Source organism: Pelomonas sp. CA6 (assembly GCF_022549225.1).
Classification (GTDB): domain Bacteria; phylum Pseudomonadota; class Gammaproteobacteria; order Burkholderiales; family Burkholderiaceae_C; genus Roseateles.
The window spans coordinates 58,842-74,407 of record NZ_JAKZFD010000010.1 but is presented as its reverse complement, the minus strand read 5'-3'; the positions used below and the strand labels follow the sequence as shown (position 1 = coordinate 74,407).

Sequence of the window (15,566 nt, the reverse complement as noted above, 5' to 3'; positions counted from 1 at the left end):
AGGGGATGGGCGCGGACGCGCGGAGTCTGCTGACAGCCCGCCAGTGTTCCCGGCCGGCGCCGGCCCGGCATCCGTCTACCTCCCGGTGGGCTCTACGTGCCGCCGCTTAGGGGTCAACCCTAGGTCCACCCGCGCCGCGGGCGGGACGTCGCAGGTTCAGCGGTCGCCGCCCGGTTCGCGCGCGTGCGCCAGCGCATAGCGCATCAGCTCGGCCGGGCCTTCCAGGTCCAGCTTGCGCTTGATGTTCTGGCGGTGCGTCTCCACGGTGCGCACCGACAGGTCCAGCGCGCGGGCGATCTGCTTGCTGGTTTCACCGCGCGCCAGCGCGCTGAGGATCTCGCTCTCGCGCGGGGTCAGGATGGGACGCGGCGCCTGGGCGCGGAACATGCGCCGCGATACGCCCGGGCTCAGGAAGGTGCCGCCGGCGCGCACCGCCTCGATCGCCACCAGGATCTCGCCGGCCGACGCGTCCTTCAGCACGTAGCCGCGCGCGCCAGCCTGCAGCGCGCGCTGCACGTACTCGGGGTTGTCGTACATGCTGAACATCAGCAGGTGCAGCTCGGGCCGGCGTGCCAGCATCTGCGCCGCCAGCTCGATGCCATTGCCCTGCTTCAGGCCCACGTCCATCACCACCAGCTCGGGCTGTTCGCGCACCAGGGCCTGCATCGCCGACTCGGCGTCGCCGGCCTCGGCCACCACCTCGTAGCCGCCCTCGGCCTGCAGGCGCGCGCGCAGGCCTTCGCGGACCAGCGGATGGTCATCGACGAGCAGGATGCGCAGGGCCTCAGTCATGGGCCGGATTGTCGCGCGCCAGATGGGCCAGTTGGTCGACGTCGACCAGCGCCTCCACCTGGGTGCCATGGCCCACGCCGCTCTGCAGTTCCAGATGGCCGCCGATGGACACCATGCGCTCGCGCATGTTGCGCAGCCCGATGCCGCGGCGCGGGTCGGCCTGCACCGCCTCGGCGTCGAAGCCGCGCCCGTCGTCGAGCACGCGCATGGCGACGCCGCCGTCGGCGCGGAACTCCAGTGCCAGCTCCAGGTTGGACGCTCCGGCATGCTTGGCCACATTGGTCAGCGCCTCCTGGGCGACGCGGAACAGCACGGTGTTGACCACCTCCGGCAGCTCGCGCGGCGTGCCCAGCACCGGGGCGCTGACCGAGAGCCCGTCGATCTCCGAAAACTCCTGGGCCAGATGGGCCAGCGCGGCCGGCAGCCCCAGCGTGTCGAGCAGCGCCGGGCGCAGCCGGTGCGAGATGCGCCGCACCTCGTGCAGGCAGCCGCTGAGGCGCTGCGCGGCCTGCTGCAGTGGCCCGGCCTGCTGGCCCTCGCGCTGCGCGGATTCGATCAGCAGCTTGATCGACACCAGGTTCTGGCTGATGCCGTCATGCAGCTCGCGCGCCAGGTGGGCGCGCTCCTGTTCCTGCGAATGCACCACCTGGTGGGCCAGGGTGCGCAACTTGTGCTCGGCGATGCGCTGCTCGCTGAGGTTGAGCGCCAGCCCGCTGATGCTGATCAGCAGCACCGCGGCCAGCGCGATGCCGGCGATCCACCACAGCGTGCGCGCGATGTTGCGCTGCGCCTCCTGCTCCAGATGGTCCAGCGTGGCCTGGATGCCGTCCAGGTACAGGCCCGTGCCTATCATCCAGTTCCAGCCCTGCAGCGCCACCACATAGCCCAGCTTGGGCGCCACCTGGTCACTGGAGGGCTTGCGCCAGGGGTATTCCACAAAGCCGCCGCCGGCCATCGCGCGGCCGATCAGGCGCTGTATCGTCGGTTCGCCGCTGGGGTCGCGCATCTCCCACAGGTTCTGGCCCAGCAGCTCGGGCTGGCGCGAGTGCATCAGCACCCGGCCCTGCAGGTCGTAGACGAAGAAGTAGCCGTCGGCACCATAGTCCAGCCGCGCCAGCTGCTGCAACGCCTGCGCGGCGGCGGCGGCGCGCGCCGGCTCGTCCAGGCCCTGGGACTGCTCGTACAGCGGCCTGATGTTGCTGACCGCCAGCTCCACGTAGTGGCGCAGCTCATCGCGGCGCGCCTCCATGTAGGCGCTGTGGACCGCGGCGCGCTCGCGCTGCAGCAGTTCCTTCTCCTGCTGCACCACGGCCCAGGCGATCAGGCACAGCGCCACGATCAGCGGCAGGATGGCCACCAGCAGGATTTTCAGTCGCAGTTTCATTTGTCGGCCGCACTGTAGCCCGGCCCGCCACCCCCGGCCCGCCGGATGTCCGGCAGACGCTACAGTAGCGAGCTTGCATCATCCTGTCCCCATGGCCTCCAAGTCCTCTTCCCCGCGCCTGTTCCAGTGGCTGGCGATCGCGCTGCTGATCATCCTCGCAGACCAGTTCACCAAGCTGCTGATCCTCTCCAGCTTCCAGTACGGCGACAGCCGTACCGTGACCGGCTTCTTCAATCTCGTGCGCGTGCACAACACCGGTGCCGCGTTCAGCTTTCTGGCCGGCGCGTCGGGCTGGCAGCGCTGGTTCTTCGTGCTGCTGGGTGTCGCCTCGACGGGCTTCATCGTCTGGCTGCTGCGCCGCCACGGCCACCAAACCGTGTTTGCGCTCGCGCTGAGCCTGATCATGGGTGGCGCGATCGGCAACGTGGTGGACCGGCTGATGCACGGCTATGTGGTGGACTTCCTGCAGTTCCACTGGGGCGGCTGGTACTTCCCGTCGTTCAACGTGGCCGACAGCGCGATCACCGTGGGCGCCCTCTTGCTGGTCTGGGACGAGTTGCGCCGCGTGCGCCGCGGCTAGCCCGCCGCCATCCCCCGAGAGGGGGAGATCCCACGGCGCGCCCTGCGCGCCCGATGAGGATAAACACTGAACCACCGGGCGCGACGCTGGCATAGCCTAAGAGGCCATGCACCCCTCCAGCGCCCCGCCCTCCGAGGACCGCCCCCTCACCCCCGAGCTGCGTCCGCTGCGCCTGAGCGCACCGCTGGGCTGGCTGGCCGCCGGCTGGCGCGACTTCCGCCGCGCGCCGCTGATCGGGCTGTTCTTCGGCGCCTGCTTCATGGCCATGGGCTGGGCCCTGTTGGCGGTGTTCAAGCATGCGCCGGCCTACACGCTGGCGCTGTCGGCCGGCTTCCTGCTCGTGGGCCCCTTCCTGTGCATGGGGCTCTACCAGGCGAGCCGGCGGCTGGAGCGCGGCGAGCCGGTCGGGCTGGCCGACGCGCTCTTCGCCTGGCGCTCCCATGGCGGGCAGATGGCCATCTACGGCTGCGCCTTGCTGATCCTGGAGATGATCTGGGGGCGCGCGTCGCTGGTGGTGTTCGCGGTGAGCTTTGACGGCATGCCGGACTTCTCCGGCTCGCTGTCCACGCTGCTGTCCGGGGACAACCTGGGCTTCCTGGTCGCCTATCTGTGCGTGGGCGCGCTGTTCGCCGGCCTGATCTTCTCGGTGTCCGTGGTCGCGATCCCGATGATGCTGGACCGCGAGGTCGACGCCATCACCGCCGCGCTGACCAGCATGAAGCTGACCTTGACCCAGACCGGCGTGATGCTGCTGTGGGGCGCGCTGATCACGGGACTGGTGCTGCTCGCCCTGCTGCCCGGCTTCGCCGGCCTGCTGTTCGTCGGACCGGTGATCGGTCACGCCAGCTGGCACGCCTACCGGGCGGCGGTGATCTGACTGACATCCAACGCGGCGACAATCGCCCCGCCATGCTTGATTTCTCTTGCCTGACTCACTACGACTGGCTGGACGTGCCCATGTGGGTCCACGACCCCGAGCGCTGTCGCAACCTCTGGGCCAACGCCGCCGCGCTGCAGTTCTGGCGCGCCGACAGCGCCGAGGAATTCCTGGGCCGGGACCTGTCCGACACCAGCGAGGCGGTACGCGAGCGCCTCGCCGTCACCGCCGCCGACCATGCGCAAGGCAAGATCGTGCGCGAGCAATGGACGCTCTACCCCAAGGGCCAGCCCATCACGGTGATGCTGGTCTCCCGCGGGCTGCGCACGCCCGACCAGCGCCAGGTCATGCTCTTCGCGGCGGACTCGCTGGTCAGCGGCGTGGACAAGGCCATGCTGCGCGGCGTCGAGGCGCTGCAGCACACCTCGGTGCGCATCGCCGTGTTCTCGCTGCGCGACGGCAGCGCGCTGATGCGCAACCCGGCCGCCGCCGTGACCTTCGCCGGCCTGCGCAAGACCATAGGCGGCAGCGAGTTCAGCGCGTTGTTCCCCGAACCCGAGCTGGCGCGGCGCGTGATGGCCCAGGTCCAGCGCGGCCAGACCTTCGGCGCCGAGATCGAGCTCAACACCGTGCAGGGACGGCGCTGGCACGCGCTGGACGCGCGCCCGATGCGCGACCCCGTCAGCGGCGACCTGGTGCTGCAGCTCAACGCCCGCGATATCACCGACTTCAAGACCACCCAGGCCCAGCTGGAATCCGCGCGCGCCGCGGCCGAGGCCGCGAGCCAGGCCAAGAGCGCCTTCCTGGCCAACATGAGCCATGAGATCCGCACGCCCATGAACGGCGTGCTGGGCCTGACCGAGCTGGTGCTGCAGACCGAGCTGAGCGAGCGCCAGCGCAAGTTCATCGACCTCGCCCACAACTCCGCCAAGGGGCTGATGCTGATCATCAACGACCTGCTCGACGTCGCCAAGATCGAGGCCGGCCGAGTGGTCATCGACCACGCCCCCTTCTCGCTGCACGACTGCCTGCGCGAAGCGCTGCACCCGCTGCTGCTGCAGGCGCATGAGAAGGGCTTGCAGCTCAACGCGCGCGTGCAGCCCGGCGTGCCCCAGCACATGCAGGGCGACGCGCTGCGGCTGCGCCAGATCCTCGTCAACCTGGTCGGCAACGCGCTCAAGTTCACCGAGAAGGGCGAGGTGCGCGTCGAGGTGCAGTGCCTGGACGAGACGCCGGCGCCGCAGGCCCCGGTGCACCTGCGCTTCTCGGTGCACGACACCGGCATCGGCATGACGCGCGACCAGATCGCGCAGGTCTTCAGCCCCTTCACGCAGGCCGACAGCAGCATCACCCGCCGCTATGGCGGCACCGGGCTGGGCCTGACCATCGTGAAGCGCCTGGTGGAGCTGATGGGCGGGCAGATCCAGGTCGAGAGCGAGCCCGGCGTGGGTTCCTGCTTCAGCTTTGAGCTGAAGCTGCCGCGGGCCGAGGCCGCCGCGGCGCCGCTCACCCGCGCCGCCGAGGCGCTGGCCGAGGAACCGCCGGCGCCCGCAGCGCCCACGCCGCCCCTGCCGGGCGGGCTGGGCGCCGCTGCCTCAGGTCAGCAGCACGCCTGAGCCGACGGTGCGGCGGGCCTCCAGGTCGCGGTGGGCCTGCTGCACCTGGTCCAGGTCGTAGCGCTGCTCGACGCGGATCTGCACCTGGCCCTTCAGCACGACGTCGAACAATTCGTCCGCCATCGCCTGCGTGCTCTCGCGGGTGGCCAGGTGGGTGAACAGCGTCGGCCGGGTGACATGGAGCGAGCCCTTGGCCGCCAGCGCGCCCAGCGAGACCGGCGGCACCATGCCCGAGGCGTTGCCGAAGCTCACCATCAGCCCGAAGGGCGCGAGGCAGTCCAGCGAGCCCTCCCAGGTCGCCGCGCCGACCGAGTCGTAGACCACCTTCACGCCCTGCCCGCCGGTCAGCTCGCGCACGCGCTGCGCGAAGTTCTCGCGCTGGTAGTTGATCGCGTCGCTGGCGCCGGACTCCAGCGCCAGACGGCATTTCTCGTCGCTGCCGGCGGTGGCGATCAGGCGCAGGCCCAGCGCGCGCGCCCACTGGCAGGCGATCAGGCCGACACCGCCAGCCGCCGCGTGGAAGAGCACCGCGTCGCCCGCCTGCAGTCCGCCCTGTGGCAGGGTCTTGCGCAGCAGGTACTGCGCGGTCAGCCCCTTGAGCATCATCGCCGCGCCGGTTTCGAAGGAGATGCCTTCGGGCAGGCGCACCACGCAGCGGGCCGGCATCACGCGCGCGGTCGCGTAGGCGCCGACGGGCTGGCTCGCATACGCGGCGCGGTCGCCGACGCGCAAGTGCTGCACGCCCTCGCCCACCGCCTCAATCACACCCGCGCCCTCCATGCCCAGCCCCGACGGCAGCGGCAGCGGATAGACGCCGCTGCGGTGGTAGACGTCGATGTAGTTGAGCCCGCAGGCCATATGGCGGATGCGCACCTCGCCGGGTCCGGGATCGCCCACCACCACGGTCTCCAGGCTCATCACCTCGGGCCCGCCCGCCTGCGCCATGCGCACCGCCTTCTCGCTCATCTGCGTCTCCTGCAACTGGGATGGAATTCCGCTATCGTGCCAGCCTTGCGCCGCTCCCGCCCGACCTCATGCAGCTGACCCCACGATTGGCCCTGATGCTGACCCTGCCCCCGCTGCTGTGGGCTGGCAACGCGGTCGTCGGCCGGCTCGTGGCGGGCGCCGTGCCGCCGCTGCTGCTCAACGCGATGCGCTGGACCCTGGCCGGGCTGCTGCTGGCGCCGCTGGCACGGCCGCTGCTGCAAGACCTGACCCCGCTGCGCCAGCGCTGGCGCTACCTCGCCGTGGTGGGGCTGCTGGGCATCGGCTGCTACAACGCGCTGCAGTACCAGGCGCTGCACAGCTCCAGCGCGCTGAACGTGACGCTGATCGCCGCCAGCCTGCCGGTGTGGATGCTCAGCGTGGGCGCGCTGTTCTACCGCGTGATGCCGGCCCGGCGTCAGCTGCTGGGCGCGCTGTTCTCGCTGGCCGGCGTCGCGCTGGTGCTCGCGCGCGGCGACCTGCGCAGCCTGGCCGCGGTGCACTTCGTGCCCGGCGACCTGCTGATGCTGCTGGCGGTGCAGGCCTGGGCCGTGTACAGCTGGCTGCTGGCGCGGCCGCCCGCGCACATGCAGGGCGAGGCCCGGCCGCCCTGGGACTGGGCGCAGATGCTGATGGCACAGCTGCTGTTCGGCCTCAGCTTCGCCTGGGGCATGGCCGGCGCCGAGCAGGCCTGGACGTCGCAGACGCTGCAATGGAGCGCCGGGCTGGTGGCCGCGCTGGTCTATGTCGCGGTCGGCCCGTCGCTGATCGCCTACCGCGCCTGGGGGCTGGGCGTGGCGCAGGCCGGCCCGGCGATGGCGGCCTTCTTCGGCAATCTGACGCCGGTGTTCGCCGCGCTGATGTCGGCCGCGCTGCTGGGCGAGTGGCCGCGCTGGTTCCATGGCGCGGCCTTCGTGCTGATCGCGGCCGGCATCCTGGTGTCCTCGCGACGCTGAGGCCGGCGCGCCACAGTCGCGCCGCGACTTCCTGCACGCTTGCCGGCGCGGCGTGCCCCGGCGGCGCTGCAGGCGCACACCGGAGGTCTTCGGGATCGCGAGCCCGCCACGCGGGTCCTAGAATCGCCGGTCACCTTTTGTGGGAGAACTCCGATGAACGGACAACAACAACGAATCCTGCGCGCCGCAGCCGCTGTGGCGCTGTGCCTGCCGCTGATCGCCGCCGCCCAGGAGCTGGGCAAGGGCGGCTCCATCGCCACCGGCAGCGCCGGTCCCGACGGCGCCCAGAACGCCAACGCCCAGCTGGAACGCTGCGACAGCCCCAAGGGCACGATCGCGGTCCATGAGCCCCAGGACGACCTGCTGGTGCGCCTGCGCGGCTACGGCCTGCCCTCGCCCAACGGCCTGATCCGCATGATCATCCAGCAGTCCAACTGCTTCCAGGTGATCGAGCGCGGCGTCGCGATGCAGAACATGATGCAGGAGCGCCAGCTGGCCGACAGCGGCATGCTGCAGCAGGGTGCCAACATGGGCCGCGGCCAGATGGTGACGGCGGACTTCCTGGTCACCCCCAACATCGTGTTCTCCGAGAACAATGCTGGCGGCGTCGGGGCCGGCGTGCTGGGCCTGTTCGGCGGCGCCGGCCGCGTGCTGGGCGCGATCGCCGGCGGGCTGAAGTTCAAGCAGGCGCAGACCAGCATGCTGCTGGTGGATGCGCGCTCCGGCATCCAGGTCGCCGCGGCCGAGGGCAGTGCCGAAAAGGCGGACTTCTCGCTGGGTGGCGCGCTGTTCGGCGGCGGCGTGGGCGTCGGCGCGGGCGGCTACTCCAACACCAACGAGGGCAAGGTGATCACCGCCTCCTTCGTCGACAACTGGAACAACATCGTCCGCGCGATCAAGAACAGCCCGCAGCTGATCCAGGCCAAGGCGGGCCCGGCGGCCCAGGCCAACGCCGCGCACAGCGTGCAGGCCAATGCCGCGGCCGAAGGCGATGTGATGGTGCCCAAGATCGCCGGCGCCAAGGTGCTGCGCATGCCTCGCGAGGGCTCGCCCGAGCTGCAGTCGCTGACCAAGGCCGACGAGGTGCTGTTCCTCGGCGAGGAGAAGGACGGCTTCCTGAAGGTCCAGGCGCCCAAGGGCGAAGGCTGGGTCAAGAAGGTGCTGCTGCGCAAGCTCTGAGCCGGCGCCGGGCCGCCTGCCATCGAAGGGGCCCGCGGGCCCCTTTCTTCATGGCGCGCCCGGCGGCGGCCGACAGGCCCGCGCACCGGGTCGCGGACCGCTCAGAACGTGCCCGGATAGGCCCCACCATCGAGCAGGATGTTCTGCCCCGTCAGATAGCCAGCCTGCGCGCTGCACAGCATCGCGCACAGCGCGCCGAACTCCGCCGCGCTGCCGAAGCGCTGCGCCGGGATCGCCGCCATGCGCCGCGCGCGCAGCTCGTCCAGCGGCTGGCCGCTCTTCGCGGCGCCGGCGGCCAGGGTCTTGCCCAGCCGCTCGGTGTCAAAGGCCCCGGGCAGCAGGTTGTTGATCGTCACATTGCGCCCGGCCAGGCGCGGCTGGCGCGCCAGCCCGGCGACAAAGCCCGTCAGCCCCGAGCGGGCGCCGTTGGACAGCCCCAGCACGTCGATGGGCGCCTTCACCGCGCCCGAGGTGATGTTGACGACGCGCCCAAATCCGCGCTGTGCCATGCCGTCCACCGTGGCCTTGATGAGCTCGATGGGGGTCAGCATGTTGGCCTCCAGCGCCGCGAGCCAGGCCGCGCGGTCCCAGTCGCGGAAGTCGCCGGGCGGTGGGCCGCCGGCGTTGTTGACCAGGATGTCGACCTGCGGGCAGGCGGCCAGCGCGGCGGCACGGCCAGCCTCGGTGGCGATGTCGCCAACCACGCTGCGCACCTGCACCGCCGGGTTCAACGCCCGCAGCCGCTCGGCCTGCGCCTGCAACGCTTCCTCGCCGCGCGCGGTGATTACCACATGCACGCCCTCGCCCACCAGCGCCTCGGCGCAACCCGCGCCCAGGCCCTTGGAGGCCGCGCACACCAGGGCCCAGCGGCCCGCGATTCCTAGATCCATCTTCGCTACCTTCGACTCAGCAACCAGACACCGGACAGCACCAGCGCCGTCCCCGCCAGCACCCAGGGCGTGAAGGGCTCGTCGAGCAGCAACGCGCCCATCAACAGGGTGGACATGGGTCCGATCATGCCCGTCTGCGCGGTCAGCGTCGCGCCCAGGCGTTCGATGGCCAGCATCACCATCACCACCGGCGCGAAGGTGCAGGCCACCGCGTTGAGCACCGACAGCCACCACACCGGCGGCGCCAGCTCGGCCAGGCCGGACAGCGGCCGCAGCAGCAGAAACTGCGCGATGCACAGCACGCAGGCCACCGCGGTGGCCTGGCCGGTCAGGCGCAGCGCGCCGATGCGTTTCACCCATTCGCCGCTGTACAGCAGATAGACCGCATAGCTGATCGCGCTGCCCAGCACCAGCAGCGCGCCCAGCGCCGTGTGCTCGCCCTTCTGCAGCTTCAGCTCCTGGCCGAAGACCAGCAACACGCCGCCATAGCTGATCGCCAGCGCGAGCAGCTGCCGGCCGCCGACGCGGCGCTTGAACAGCAGCCAGCCCAGCAGCAGCACCAGGGTGGGGTTGAGATAGAGGATGAGGCGCTCGAAGCTGGCGCTGATATAGGCCAGCCCGGCGAAGTCCAGCATGCTGGACAGGTAGTAACCGCAAAAGCCCAGGCCCAGGATGGCCAGCCGGTCGCGTCCGCCCAGGCGCGGTTTGCCACGGCCCGCCCACCACGCCAGGGCCAGGAACAGCGGCAGCGCGAACACCATGCGCAACATGATCAGCGTGACCGCATCGACGCCATGCCGATAGGCCAGCTTCACGATGATGGCCTTGCCGGAGAACGCCACCGCGCCCAGCGAGGCCAGTGCCAGGCCTTGCCAGGCCGGGGCGGTGCTCGTGACGGGACCGACGGGCATGGCGGAGGACGGCGGACGGGAAGACATGGCCCCATTCTAGGAAGAGGCTCCGGCCCCGCACGGCCGCCAGCCCCCGCCTCTGCTCAAGCCCGGCATCGCGCCTTGCGACGGCTGCCGGTCGTGAGCTATTGCCGCTTTGACGCGCCAGGGCGCGAGATCCGGGCGCGCCGCGCGTGCGCAGGCCTACAGATTGCCCGGGCGGCGGCCGATCAAACCGATGCAGCCGCGCCGGCCAGGTGCGGCGCTGCACGGTCGAGGGAGGAAGGGAAGGCACCGCCACAGGTGTCAGCCTTCGCGAGGAACGAGCATGAGATACGAAGACAGCATTGCCCAGAGCGCGCAGACGCTGCGCATGGCCCTGCCGCTGATGTCCCGGCAGCGCGCGGCGCTGCATCCGGTCAGCTATGCGGTGTGGTACGAGCATGTCAGCGGCCGCAACGGCGCCCTGAGCCGCGAGCTCAATGCGCTGACGCGCGACGGCCAGAGCATCGACGAGGCCCAGACCTGGTCGCTCTACCAGCGCCACATCGCCGAGCTGGACGAAGACAGCGCCAGCCGGCTGGAGCAGGGCTTCAAGGACCTGCTGCAGGGCATGGCGCAGAGCGCCGAGCAGGCCGGGCTGCGCACCCAGGCGTACGGGCGCGCGCTGCAGGACTGGCAGGAGGCGCTGCGCCGCGCCGCGCCGGGCCAACACATGCATGTGCTGGCCGAGGTGATGCAGGGCACCTCGGGCATGCACACCGCGATGGATGCGCTGGCCGCGCGGCTGGCGAGCACCCAGGAGGAGATCGAGCGCCTGCACCGCGAGGTGCAGCGCGCGCGCTCCGAGGCACTGCTGGACACGCTGACCGGTCTGTCCAACCGGCGCGGCTTCGAGCAGGCTCTGCAGCGCTGCCTGGGCAGCCCCGACGCCGGCACGCCGGTGGGCCCCTGCCTGATCCTGGGCGACATCGACGAATTCCAGCGCCTGCGCCAGCAACTCGCCGCGCCGGCACTGGACGAGCTGCTGCTGCAGCTGGCCGGCATCCTGCGCGGCGTGACCCAGGCCCACCATGTCGCGGCGCGCCTGGGCGACGATGAGTTTGCCCTGCTGATGCCCAGCGCCGGCCTGCACGAGGCGGTGGCCGTGGCCGAGCAGTTCCGCCAGCGCGTCAACCACCTGCAGTCGGCCAACGGCCGGGTCAGTCTCTCGGTGGGGCTGACCCAGCTGGGCCGCGACGAGAGCGCCGCAGCCTTCGTCACGCGCGCCGATCAGGCGCTCAAGCTCTCGCGCGCCCAGGGCCGCAACCGCGTCACCGTCGTGACCCGCGAGGACGCGCTGGCCGCCTGAGCCTGACGGTCGGCCGGCGCGGCGCGGTCCGGACTGCAACGGTTTGTATGGATAATGGTCCGCGACAGAGAGGCCGGCCACGCGCTGGCTGGAGGCGGGTGCAGCGGGGCACGGTCCCGTTGTCGCATCCGGAGGGCGGCCGCCAAGAGCCGCGACGACAGGACATGGACACAGGCCGGTGGCGCTGATCAATAGCTCGCTTCGCAACGCCGTGGTGCTGGCCCTTCTGCTGGGGCTGGCGCTGCCGACCACCCTGGTGCTGCTCTACGAGCAGCAGGCCAGCCAGCGCGTCGCCATGGAAGACCTGCGCCGTGACCTGACGCGCACCAGCGAAGTGCTGGCGCTGTCGCTGGCCGAGCCGATCTGGCAGGTCTCGCCCGACCTCGCCGAACCGATGATCGACGCGCAGATGGACGACCCGCGCTTCGTCTCGGTGCTGGTGGTCGAGAACACCGCGCAGGAGCCCTTCATCGAGCGCCACCGCGACAACTACGATCCCAAGCTGACCCTTAGCGAGGCCCGCCCGGTGCTGCGCGACGGCCGCGAGATCGCCAAGCTGACCGTGGTGATGAGCGCCGAACCGCTGCTGGCGCGCAAGCGCGACGAGATGTTCGGCGCCATCGGCCGCAGCCTGCTGACGCTGACGCTGTCGCTGGCCCTCATCCTGCTGGTGATGCAGCGTCGCGTGCTGTCGCCGATGGCGCGGCTCAGCGAGGCCGCGGACGAGCTGGGCGCGGGCCGGCTGGACAGCCCGCTGCGCCTGGGAGGCGAGGACGAGATCGCCCGCGTCGGCGGCGCCATGGAGCGCATGCGACTGGCGCTGCTGAAGGCCTTCGACGAACTGCGCGGCCATGCCAACACGCTGGAAGACCAGGTGACGCAGCGCACTCAGCAGCTGACGCAGACGAACGCCGAGCTGACCCAGGCGCTGGAGCACCTGAAGACCGCGCAGCGCGAGCTGGTCGAGTCCGAGAAGCTGGCCTCGCTGGGCCGGCTGGTGGCCGGCGTGGCCCATGAGCTCAACACGCCGCTGGGCAATGCGCTGACCGTGGTGTCGGCGCTGGAGGATCGCTGGGCCAAGCTGGACCAGATGCTGAGCGACAACACGCCGATGCGGCGCAGCCAGCTGGAAGAACTGGTCAAGGACACGCGGCGCGGCCAGGACATCCTGCACCGCAATGTGCAGAAGGCCGCCGACCTGGTGCGCGACTTCAAGCAGGTCGCGATCGACCAGACCAACGACACGCGCCGCGAGTTCGAGCTGGCCCAGGTGATCGAGGACGTGCTGGTGATGGTGGAGCCCAGCTTCAAGCACACGCCCTTCCGCATCCAGACCGAGCTGGAGCCGGGGCTGCGCATGAGCAGCTATCCGGGCGCGCTGGGCCAGGTGCTGACCAACATGCTGATGAACGCGCGCGTGCACGCCTTCGAAGGCCGCGAGAGCGGCACGGTCGTGGTCCGCTGCGCCGCGCAAGGCGAGGACGCGGTGGCCCTGGTCGTCGAAGACGACGGCCGCGGCATGGACGCCTCGGTGGTGCGGCGCATCTTCGACCCCTTCTTCACCACCAAGCTGGGCAAGGGCGGCTCGGGGCTGGGCATGCACATCGTGCACAACATCGTCACCAATGTGCTGGGCGGCCAGGTCGAGGTGATCAGCGCCCCCGGCGAAGGCACGCGGCTGGTGGTGCGCCTGCCCCGCAGCGCACCGCAGAACGCCCAGGCCGACGAACGCGTGGCCTGAGCGGCGCCCGTCTTACTGAGATGCCGCGGAGGCCGGTTCGGCCGGCAGGCTGGCGCTGGGCGCCGGCACCGAGGCCGCCGTCTCCGTGTGGCCGCCCGACACGTCGTGCTTCTCGCCGCTCATGTCGATGTTGGCGTCGCTCTTGAACATCACGTACAGGACCAACGCAGCAAAGGCGAGAAAGCCCACGACAAGTTTCCACATGATCGTTTCCAGGTCGAAATGAAGACAAAGCCATTGTTGGACGGCTGGCTGACAACAGGCTGAGCAGCGGGCCGCGTCCCGCCAAGCGCCATGCCGCCCGCGAAGGCCCGCCCCAATGAAAAACGCCCCGCGGGCGGACCCGGGGGCGTGGTCGGCGGGTGCCGCGCGCGGCGCGGCACGCGGCGGCGTCAGTCGTGCTCGTAGATGTCCACGTCCTTGGTCTCGCGGACGAACAGCATGCCCACCACCAGGGTGATCGCGGCCACGATGATGGGGTACCAGAGGCCGTTGTACATGTTGCCGGTCTGCGCCACGATGGCGAAGGCGGTGGTCGGCAGCAGGCCGCCGAACCAGCCGTTGCCGATGTGGTACGGCAGGCTCATCGAGGTGTAGCGGATGCGGGTCGGGAACATCTCCACCAGCATCGCGGCGATCGGGCCGTAGACCATGGTCACGTAGATCACCAGCACCGTCAGGATGGCGACGATCAGCGGCTTGTTGAGCTTGGCCGGGTCGGCCTTGTCCGGATAGCCGGCGGCCTTCAACGCGGCCTTCAGCTTGCCGGTCAACACCGCGTCCTTGGCCTTCTTCTCGTCGCCCAGGGTCTTGACGCTGTCCTCGGCGGCCTTGATGGCCTTGGCATCCGGTTCGGCGGCGGCCTTCAGCGTGGCCAGCTTGGCTTCGGCGGCCGCCTTGGCGGCGGCGACGTCCTCGGCCGAGACGTTGACCGGAATCACGGTGGAACCCACCTTGATGGTCGCGGGCTGACCCGGCGTGGCCTCGTTCTCATAGCTCACCGAGGCGGCCGACAGCTTCTGCTTCGCGATGTCGCAGGTGCTGGTGAACTTCACCGTGCCGGTCGGGTTGAACTGGAACGAGCACTCCTTCGGATCCGCGGTGACCACCACCTGGGCGTTCGCCTGCGCGGCGGCCAGGTCGGGGTTGGCGGCCTTGGTCAGTGCCTTGAACAGCGGGAAGTAGGTGACGATGGCCAGCAGCAGGCCGGCCATGATGACCGGCTTGCGGCCGATGCGGTCGGACAGGGTGCCGAACACCACGAAGAAAGGCGTGCCGATCACCAGCGACGCGGCCACCAGCAGGTTGGCGGTCGTGCCGTCCACCTTCAGCGCCTGCGTCAGGAAGAACAGCGCGTAGAACTGGCCCGTGTACCAGACCACGGCCTGGCCAGCGACCACGCCCACCAGGGCCAGGATGACGATCTTCAGGTTCTTCCACTGGCCGAAGGACTCGGACAGCGGCGCCTTGGAGGTCTTGCCCTCGGCCTTCATCTTCTGGAAGGCCGGCGACTCGTTCATCGCCAGGCGGATCCAGACGCTGATCGCCAGCAGCAGGATGGAGACCACGAAGGGCACGCGCCAGCCCCATTCGCCGAACGCGTCCTCGCCCACCATGTTACGCACCAGCAGGATCACCAGCAGCGACAGGAACAGGCCCAGCGTCGCGGTGGTCTGGATCCAGGCGGTGTACGCACCCCGGCGGCCATGCGGCGCATGCTCGGCCACATAAGTGGCCGCGCCGCCGTACTCGCCGCCCAGCGCCAGGCCCTGCAGCAGGCGCAGGCCGATCAGGATCACCGGCGCCGCCACGCCCAGCGTGGCATAGCCCGGCAGCAAGCCCACGATGAAGGTGGACAGGCCCATGATCAGGATGGTCACCAGGAAGGTGTACTTGCGACCGATCATGTCGCCCAGGCGGCCGAACACCAGCGCGCCGAAGGGGCGCACGATGAAGCCCGCCGCAAACGCCAGCAGCGAGAAGATCAGCTGCGAGGCCGGATCCAGCGCCGAGAAGAAGTGCTTGCCGATAAACACGGCCAGCGAGCCGTACAGGTAGAAGTCGTACCACTCAAACACCGTGCCCAGCGAGGAGGCGAAGATGACCTTCTTTTCCTCGGCCGTCATCGGCGTGTTGGTGGCGACTGCGCTTGCGGTTGCCATGGTTGATGTCTCCGTAGTGTGTGTGTGCAGAGAAGCACCGCCCGGTGTCCTCCTGAGGGCGACTATCTGCGCGGGCTCTGACCTCTTTCTGACGTCATTCTTTCCGTTGGCTGACAAAATGAGCAGCAACCCTAGGCCGGCTTTTCTCCATGTGGAAATCAGGC

At 70.2% G+C, this 15,566-nt stretch carries 14 protein-coding genes; 7 read left to right on the top strand and 7 right to left on the bottom strand.

Going from position 1 to position 15,566, the window contains the following annotated elements; genetic code table 11:
• Positions 1-156: 156 nt before the first annotated feature.
• Positions 157-792, bottom strand: coding sequence for a response regulator transcription factor (locus LZ017_RS16710; protein ID WP_241398033.1), 636 nt, complete (start codon positions 790-792; stop codon positions 157-159).
• Positions 785-2,176, bottom strand: coding sequence for a cache domain-containing protein (locus tag LZ017_RS16705; RefSeq protein WP_241398032.1), 1,392 nt, complete (start codon positions 2,174-2,176; stop codon positions 785-787). Before LZ017_RS16705 ends, LZ017_RS16710 begins: the two co-directional genes overlap by 8 nt.
• Positions 2,177-2,267: 91 nt before the next feature.
• Here LZ017_RS16705 and lspA point away from each other — a divergent pair, with 91 nt between their 5' ends.
• From lspA to LZ017_RS16690, 3 genes are all read left to right on the top strand, one after another.
• Positions 2,268-2,756: a signal peptidase II gene (gene lspA / locus LZ017_RS16700; protein ID WP_241398031.1), complete on the top strand. Its 489-nt coding sequence runs from the start codon at positions 2,268-2,270 to the stop codon at positions 2,754-2,756.
• Between the two features lie 106 nt (positions 2,757-2,862).
• The gene (locus tag LZ017_RS16695; RefSeq protein ID WP_241398030.1) at positions 2,863-3,633 is read left to right on the top strand and encodes a DUF2189 domain-containing protein; all 771 of its coding nucleotides are present in this window, start codon (positions 2,863-2,865) and stop codon (positions 3,631-3,633) included.
• Between the two features lie 32 nt (positions 3,634-3,665).
• Positions 3,666-5,249 (top strand): ATP-binding protein, encoded by a 1,584-nt coding sequence (locus LZ017_RS16690; RefSeq protein WP_241398029.1) that lies wholly within the window; start codon positions 3,666-3,668, stop codon positions 5,247-5,249.
• Here the strand turns inward: LZ017_RS16690 and LZ017_RS16685 are convergent.
• The gene (locus tag LZ017_RS16685) at positions 5,229-6,215 is read right to left on the bottom strand and encodes a quinone oxidoreductase (RefSeq protein WP_241398028.1); all 987 of its coding nucleotides are present in this window, start codon (positions 6,213-6,215) and stop codon (positions 5,229-5,231) included. The genes LZ017_RS16690 and LZ017_RS16685 overlap by 21 nt on opposite strands.
• A 95-nt stretch (positions 6,216-6,310) precedes the next feature.
• Between LZ017_RS16685 and LZ017_RS16680 the strand changes: the two genes are divergently transcribed.
• Together LZ017_RS16680 and LZ017_RS16675 are read left to right on the top strand one after the other, a co-directional pair.
• Positions 6,311-7,189, top strand: coding sequence for a DMT family transporter (locus LZ017_RS16680; protein ID WP_241398027.1), 879 nt, complete (start codon positions 6,311-6,313; stop codon positions 7,187-7,189).
• 153 nt (positions 7,190-7,342) lie between these two features.
• Positions 7,343-8,368: a CsgG/HfaB family protein gene (locus LZ017_RS16675; RefSeq protein WP_241398026.1), complete on the top strand. Its 1,026-nt coding sequence runs from the start codon at positions 7,343-7,345 to the stop codon at positions 8,366-8,368.
• A gap of 101 nt (positions 8,369-8,469) precedes the next feature.
• On the opposite strand, the gene LZ017_RS16670 is transcribed toward LZ017_RS16675, so the two are convergent.
• Positions 8,470-9,258, bottom strand: a complete 789-nt coding sequence (locus LZ017_RS16670; protein WP_241398025.1) for an SDR family oxidoreductase — start codon at positions 9,256-9,258, stop codon at positions 8,470-8,472.
• Positions 9,259-9,263: 5 nt separating this feature from the next.
• Positions 9,264-10,196 (bottom strand): DMT family transporter, encoded by a 933-nt coding sequence (locus tag LZ017_RS16665; RefSeq protein WP_374109934.1) that lies wholly within the window; start codon positions 10,194-10,196, stop codon positions 9,264-9,266.
• Between the two features lie 280 nt (positions 10,197-10,476).
• Between LZ017_RS16665 and LZ017_RS16660 the strand changes: the two genes are divergently transcribed.
• Together LZ017_RS16660 and LZ017_RS16655 are read left to right on the top strand one after the other, a co-directional pair.
• Entirely contained in the window at positions 10,477-11,499 is a 1,023-nt protein-coding gene (locus tag LZ017_RS16660; RefSeq protein ID WP_241398024.1) for a GGDEF domain-containing protein, read from the top strand.
• Positions 11,500-11,677: 178 nt separating this feature from the next.
• Positions 11,678-13,240 (top strand): ATP-binding protein, encoded by a 1,563-nt coding sequence (locus LZ017_RS16655; RefSeq protein ID WP_241398023.1) that lies wholly within the window; start codon positions 11,678-11,680, stop codon positions 13,238-13,240.
• A 12-nt stretch (positions 13,241-13,252) separates the two neighbouring features.
• On the opposite strand, the gene LZ017_RS16650 is transcribed toward LZ017_RS16655, so the two are convergent.
• Together LZ017_RS16650 and LZ017_RS16645 are read right to left on the bottom strand one after the other, a co-directional pair.
• Complete coding sequence (locus LZ017_RS16650; RefSeq protein WP_241398022.1) at positions 13,253-13,444, bottom strand: hypothetical protein; 192 nt, start codon at positions 13,442-13,444, stop codon at positions 13,253-13,255.
• Positions 13,445-13,632: 188 nt separating this feature from the next.
• A complete protein-coding gene (locus tag LZ017_RS16645) occupies positions 13,633-15,402 on the bottom strand; it encodes an MFS transporter (RefSeq protein ID WP_241398021.1) in 1,770 nt (589 codons plus the stop codon).
• Between the last annotated feature and the right edge of the window lie 164 nt (positions 15,403-15,566).

Excerpts from the sequence above, each read along its gene's own strand:
- LZ017_RS16690 (WP_241398029.1), top strand. The coding sequence starts at position 3,666 with ATGCTTGATTTCTCTTGCCTGACTCACTACGACTGGCTGGACGTGCCC.
- LZ017_RS16675 (WP_241398026.1), top strand. The coding sequence starts at position 7,343 with ATGAACGGACAACAACAACGAATCCTGCGCGCCGCAGCCGCTGTGGCG.
- LZ017_RS16670 (WP_241398025.1), bottom strand. The coding sequence starts at position 9,258 with ATGGATCTAGGAATCGCGGGCCGCTGGGCCCTGGTGTGCGCGGCCTCC.
- LZ017_RS16705 (WP_241398032.1), bottom strand. The coding sequence starts at position 2,176 with ATGAAACTGCGACTGAAAATCCTGCTGGTGGCCATCCTGCCGCTGATC.
- LZ017_RS16695 (WP_241398030.1), top strand. The coding sequence starts at position 2,863 with ATGCACCCCTCCAGCGCCCCGCCCTCCGAGGACCGCCCCCTCACCCCC.
- LZ017_RS16660 (WP_241398024.1), top strand. The coding sequence starts at position 10,477 with ATGAGATACGAAGACAGCATTGCCCAGAGCGCGCAGACGCTGCGCATG.
- LZ017_RS16650 (WP_241398022.1), bottom strand. The coding sequence starts at position 13,444 with ATGTGGAAACTTGTCGTGGGCTTTCTCGCCTTTGCTGCGTTGGTCCTG.
- lspA (WP_241398031.1), top strand. The coding sequence starts at position 2,268 with ATGGCCTCCAAGTCCTCTTCCCCGCGCCTGTTCCAGTGGCTGGCGATC.
- LZ017_RS16665 (WP_374109934.1), bottom strand. The coding sequence starts at position 10,196 with ATGTCTTCCCGTCCGCCGTCCTCCGCCATGCCCGTCGGTCCCGTCACG.
- LZ017_RS16710 (WP_241398033.1), bottom strand. The coding sequence starts at position 792 with ATGACTGAGGCCCTGCGCATCCTGCTCGTCGATGACCATCCGCTGGTC.
- LZ017_RS16645 (WP_241398021.1), bottom strand. The coding sequence starts at position 15,402 with ATGGCAACCGCAAGCGCAGTCGCCACCAACACGCCGATGACGGCCGAG.
- LZ017_RS16685 (WP_241398028.1), bottom strand. The coding sequence starts at position 6,215 with ATGAGCGAGAAGGCGGTGCGCATGGCGCAGGCGGGCGGGCCCGAGGTG.
- LZ017_RS16680 (WP_241398027.1), top strand. The coding sequence starts at position 6,311 with ATGCTGACCCTGCCCCCGCTGCTGTGGGCTGGCAACGCGGTCGTCGGC.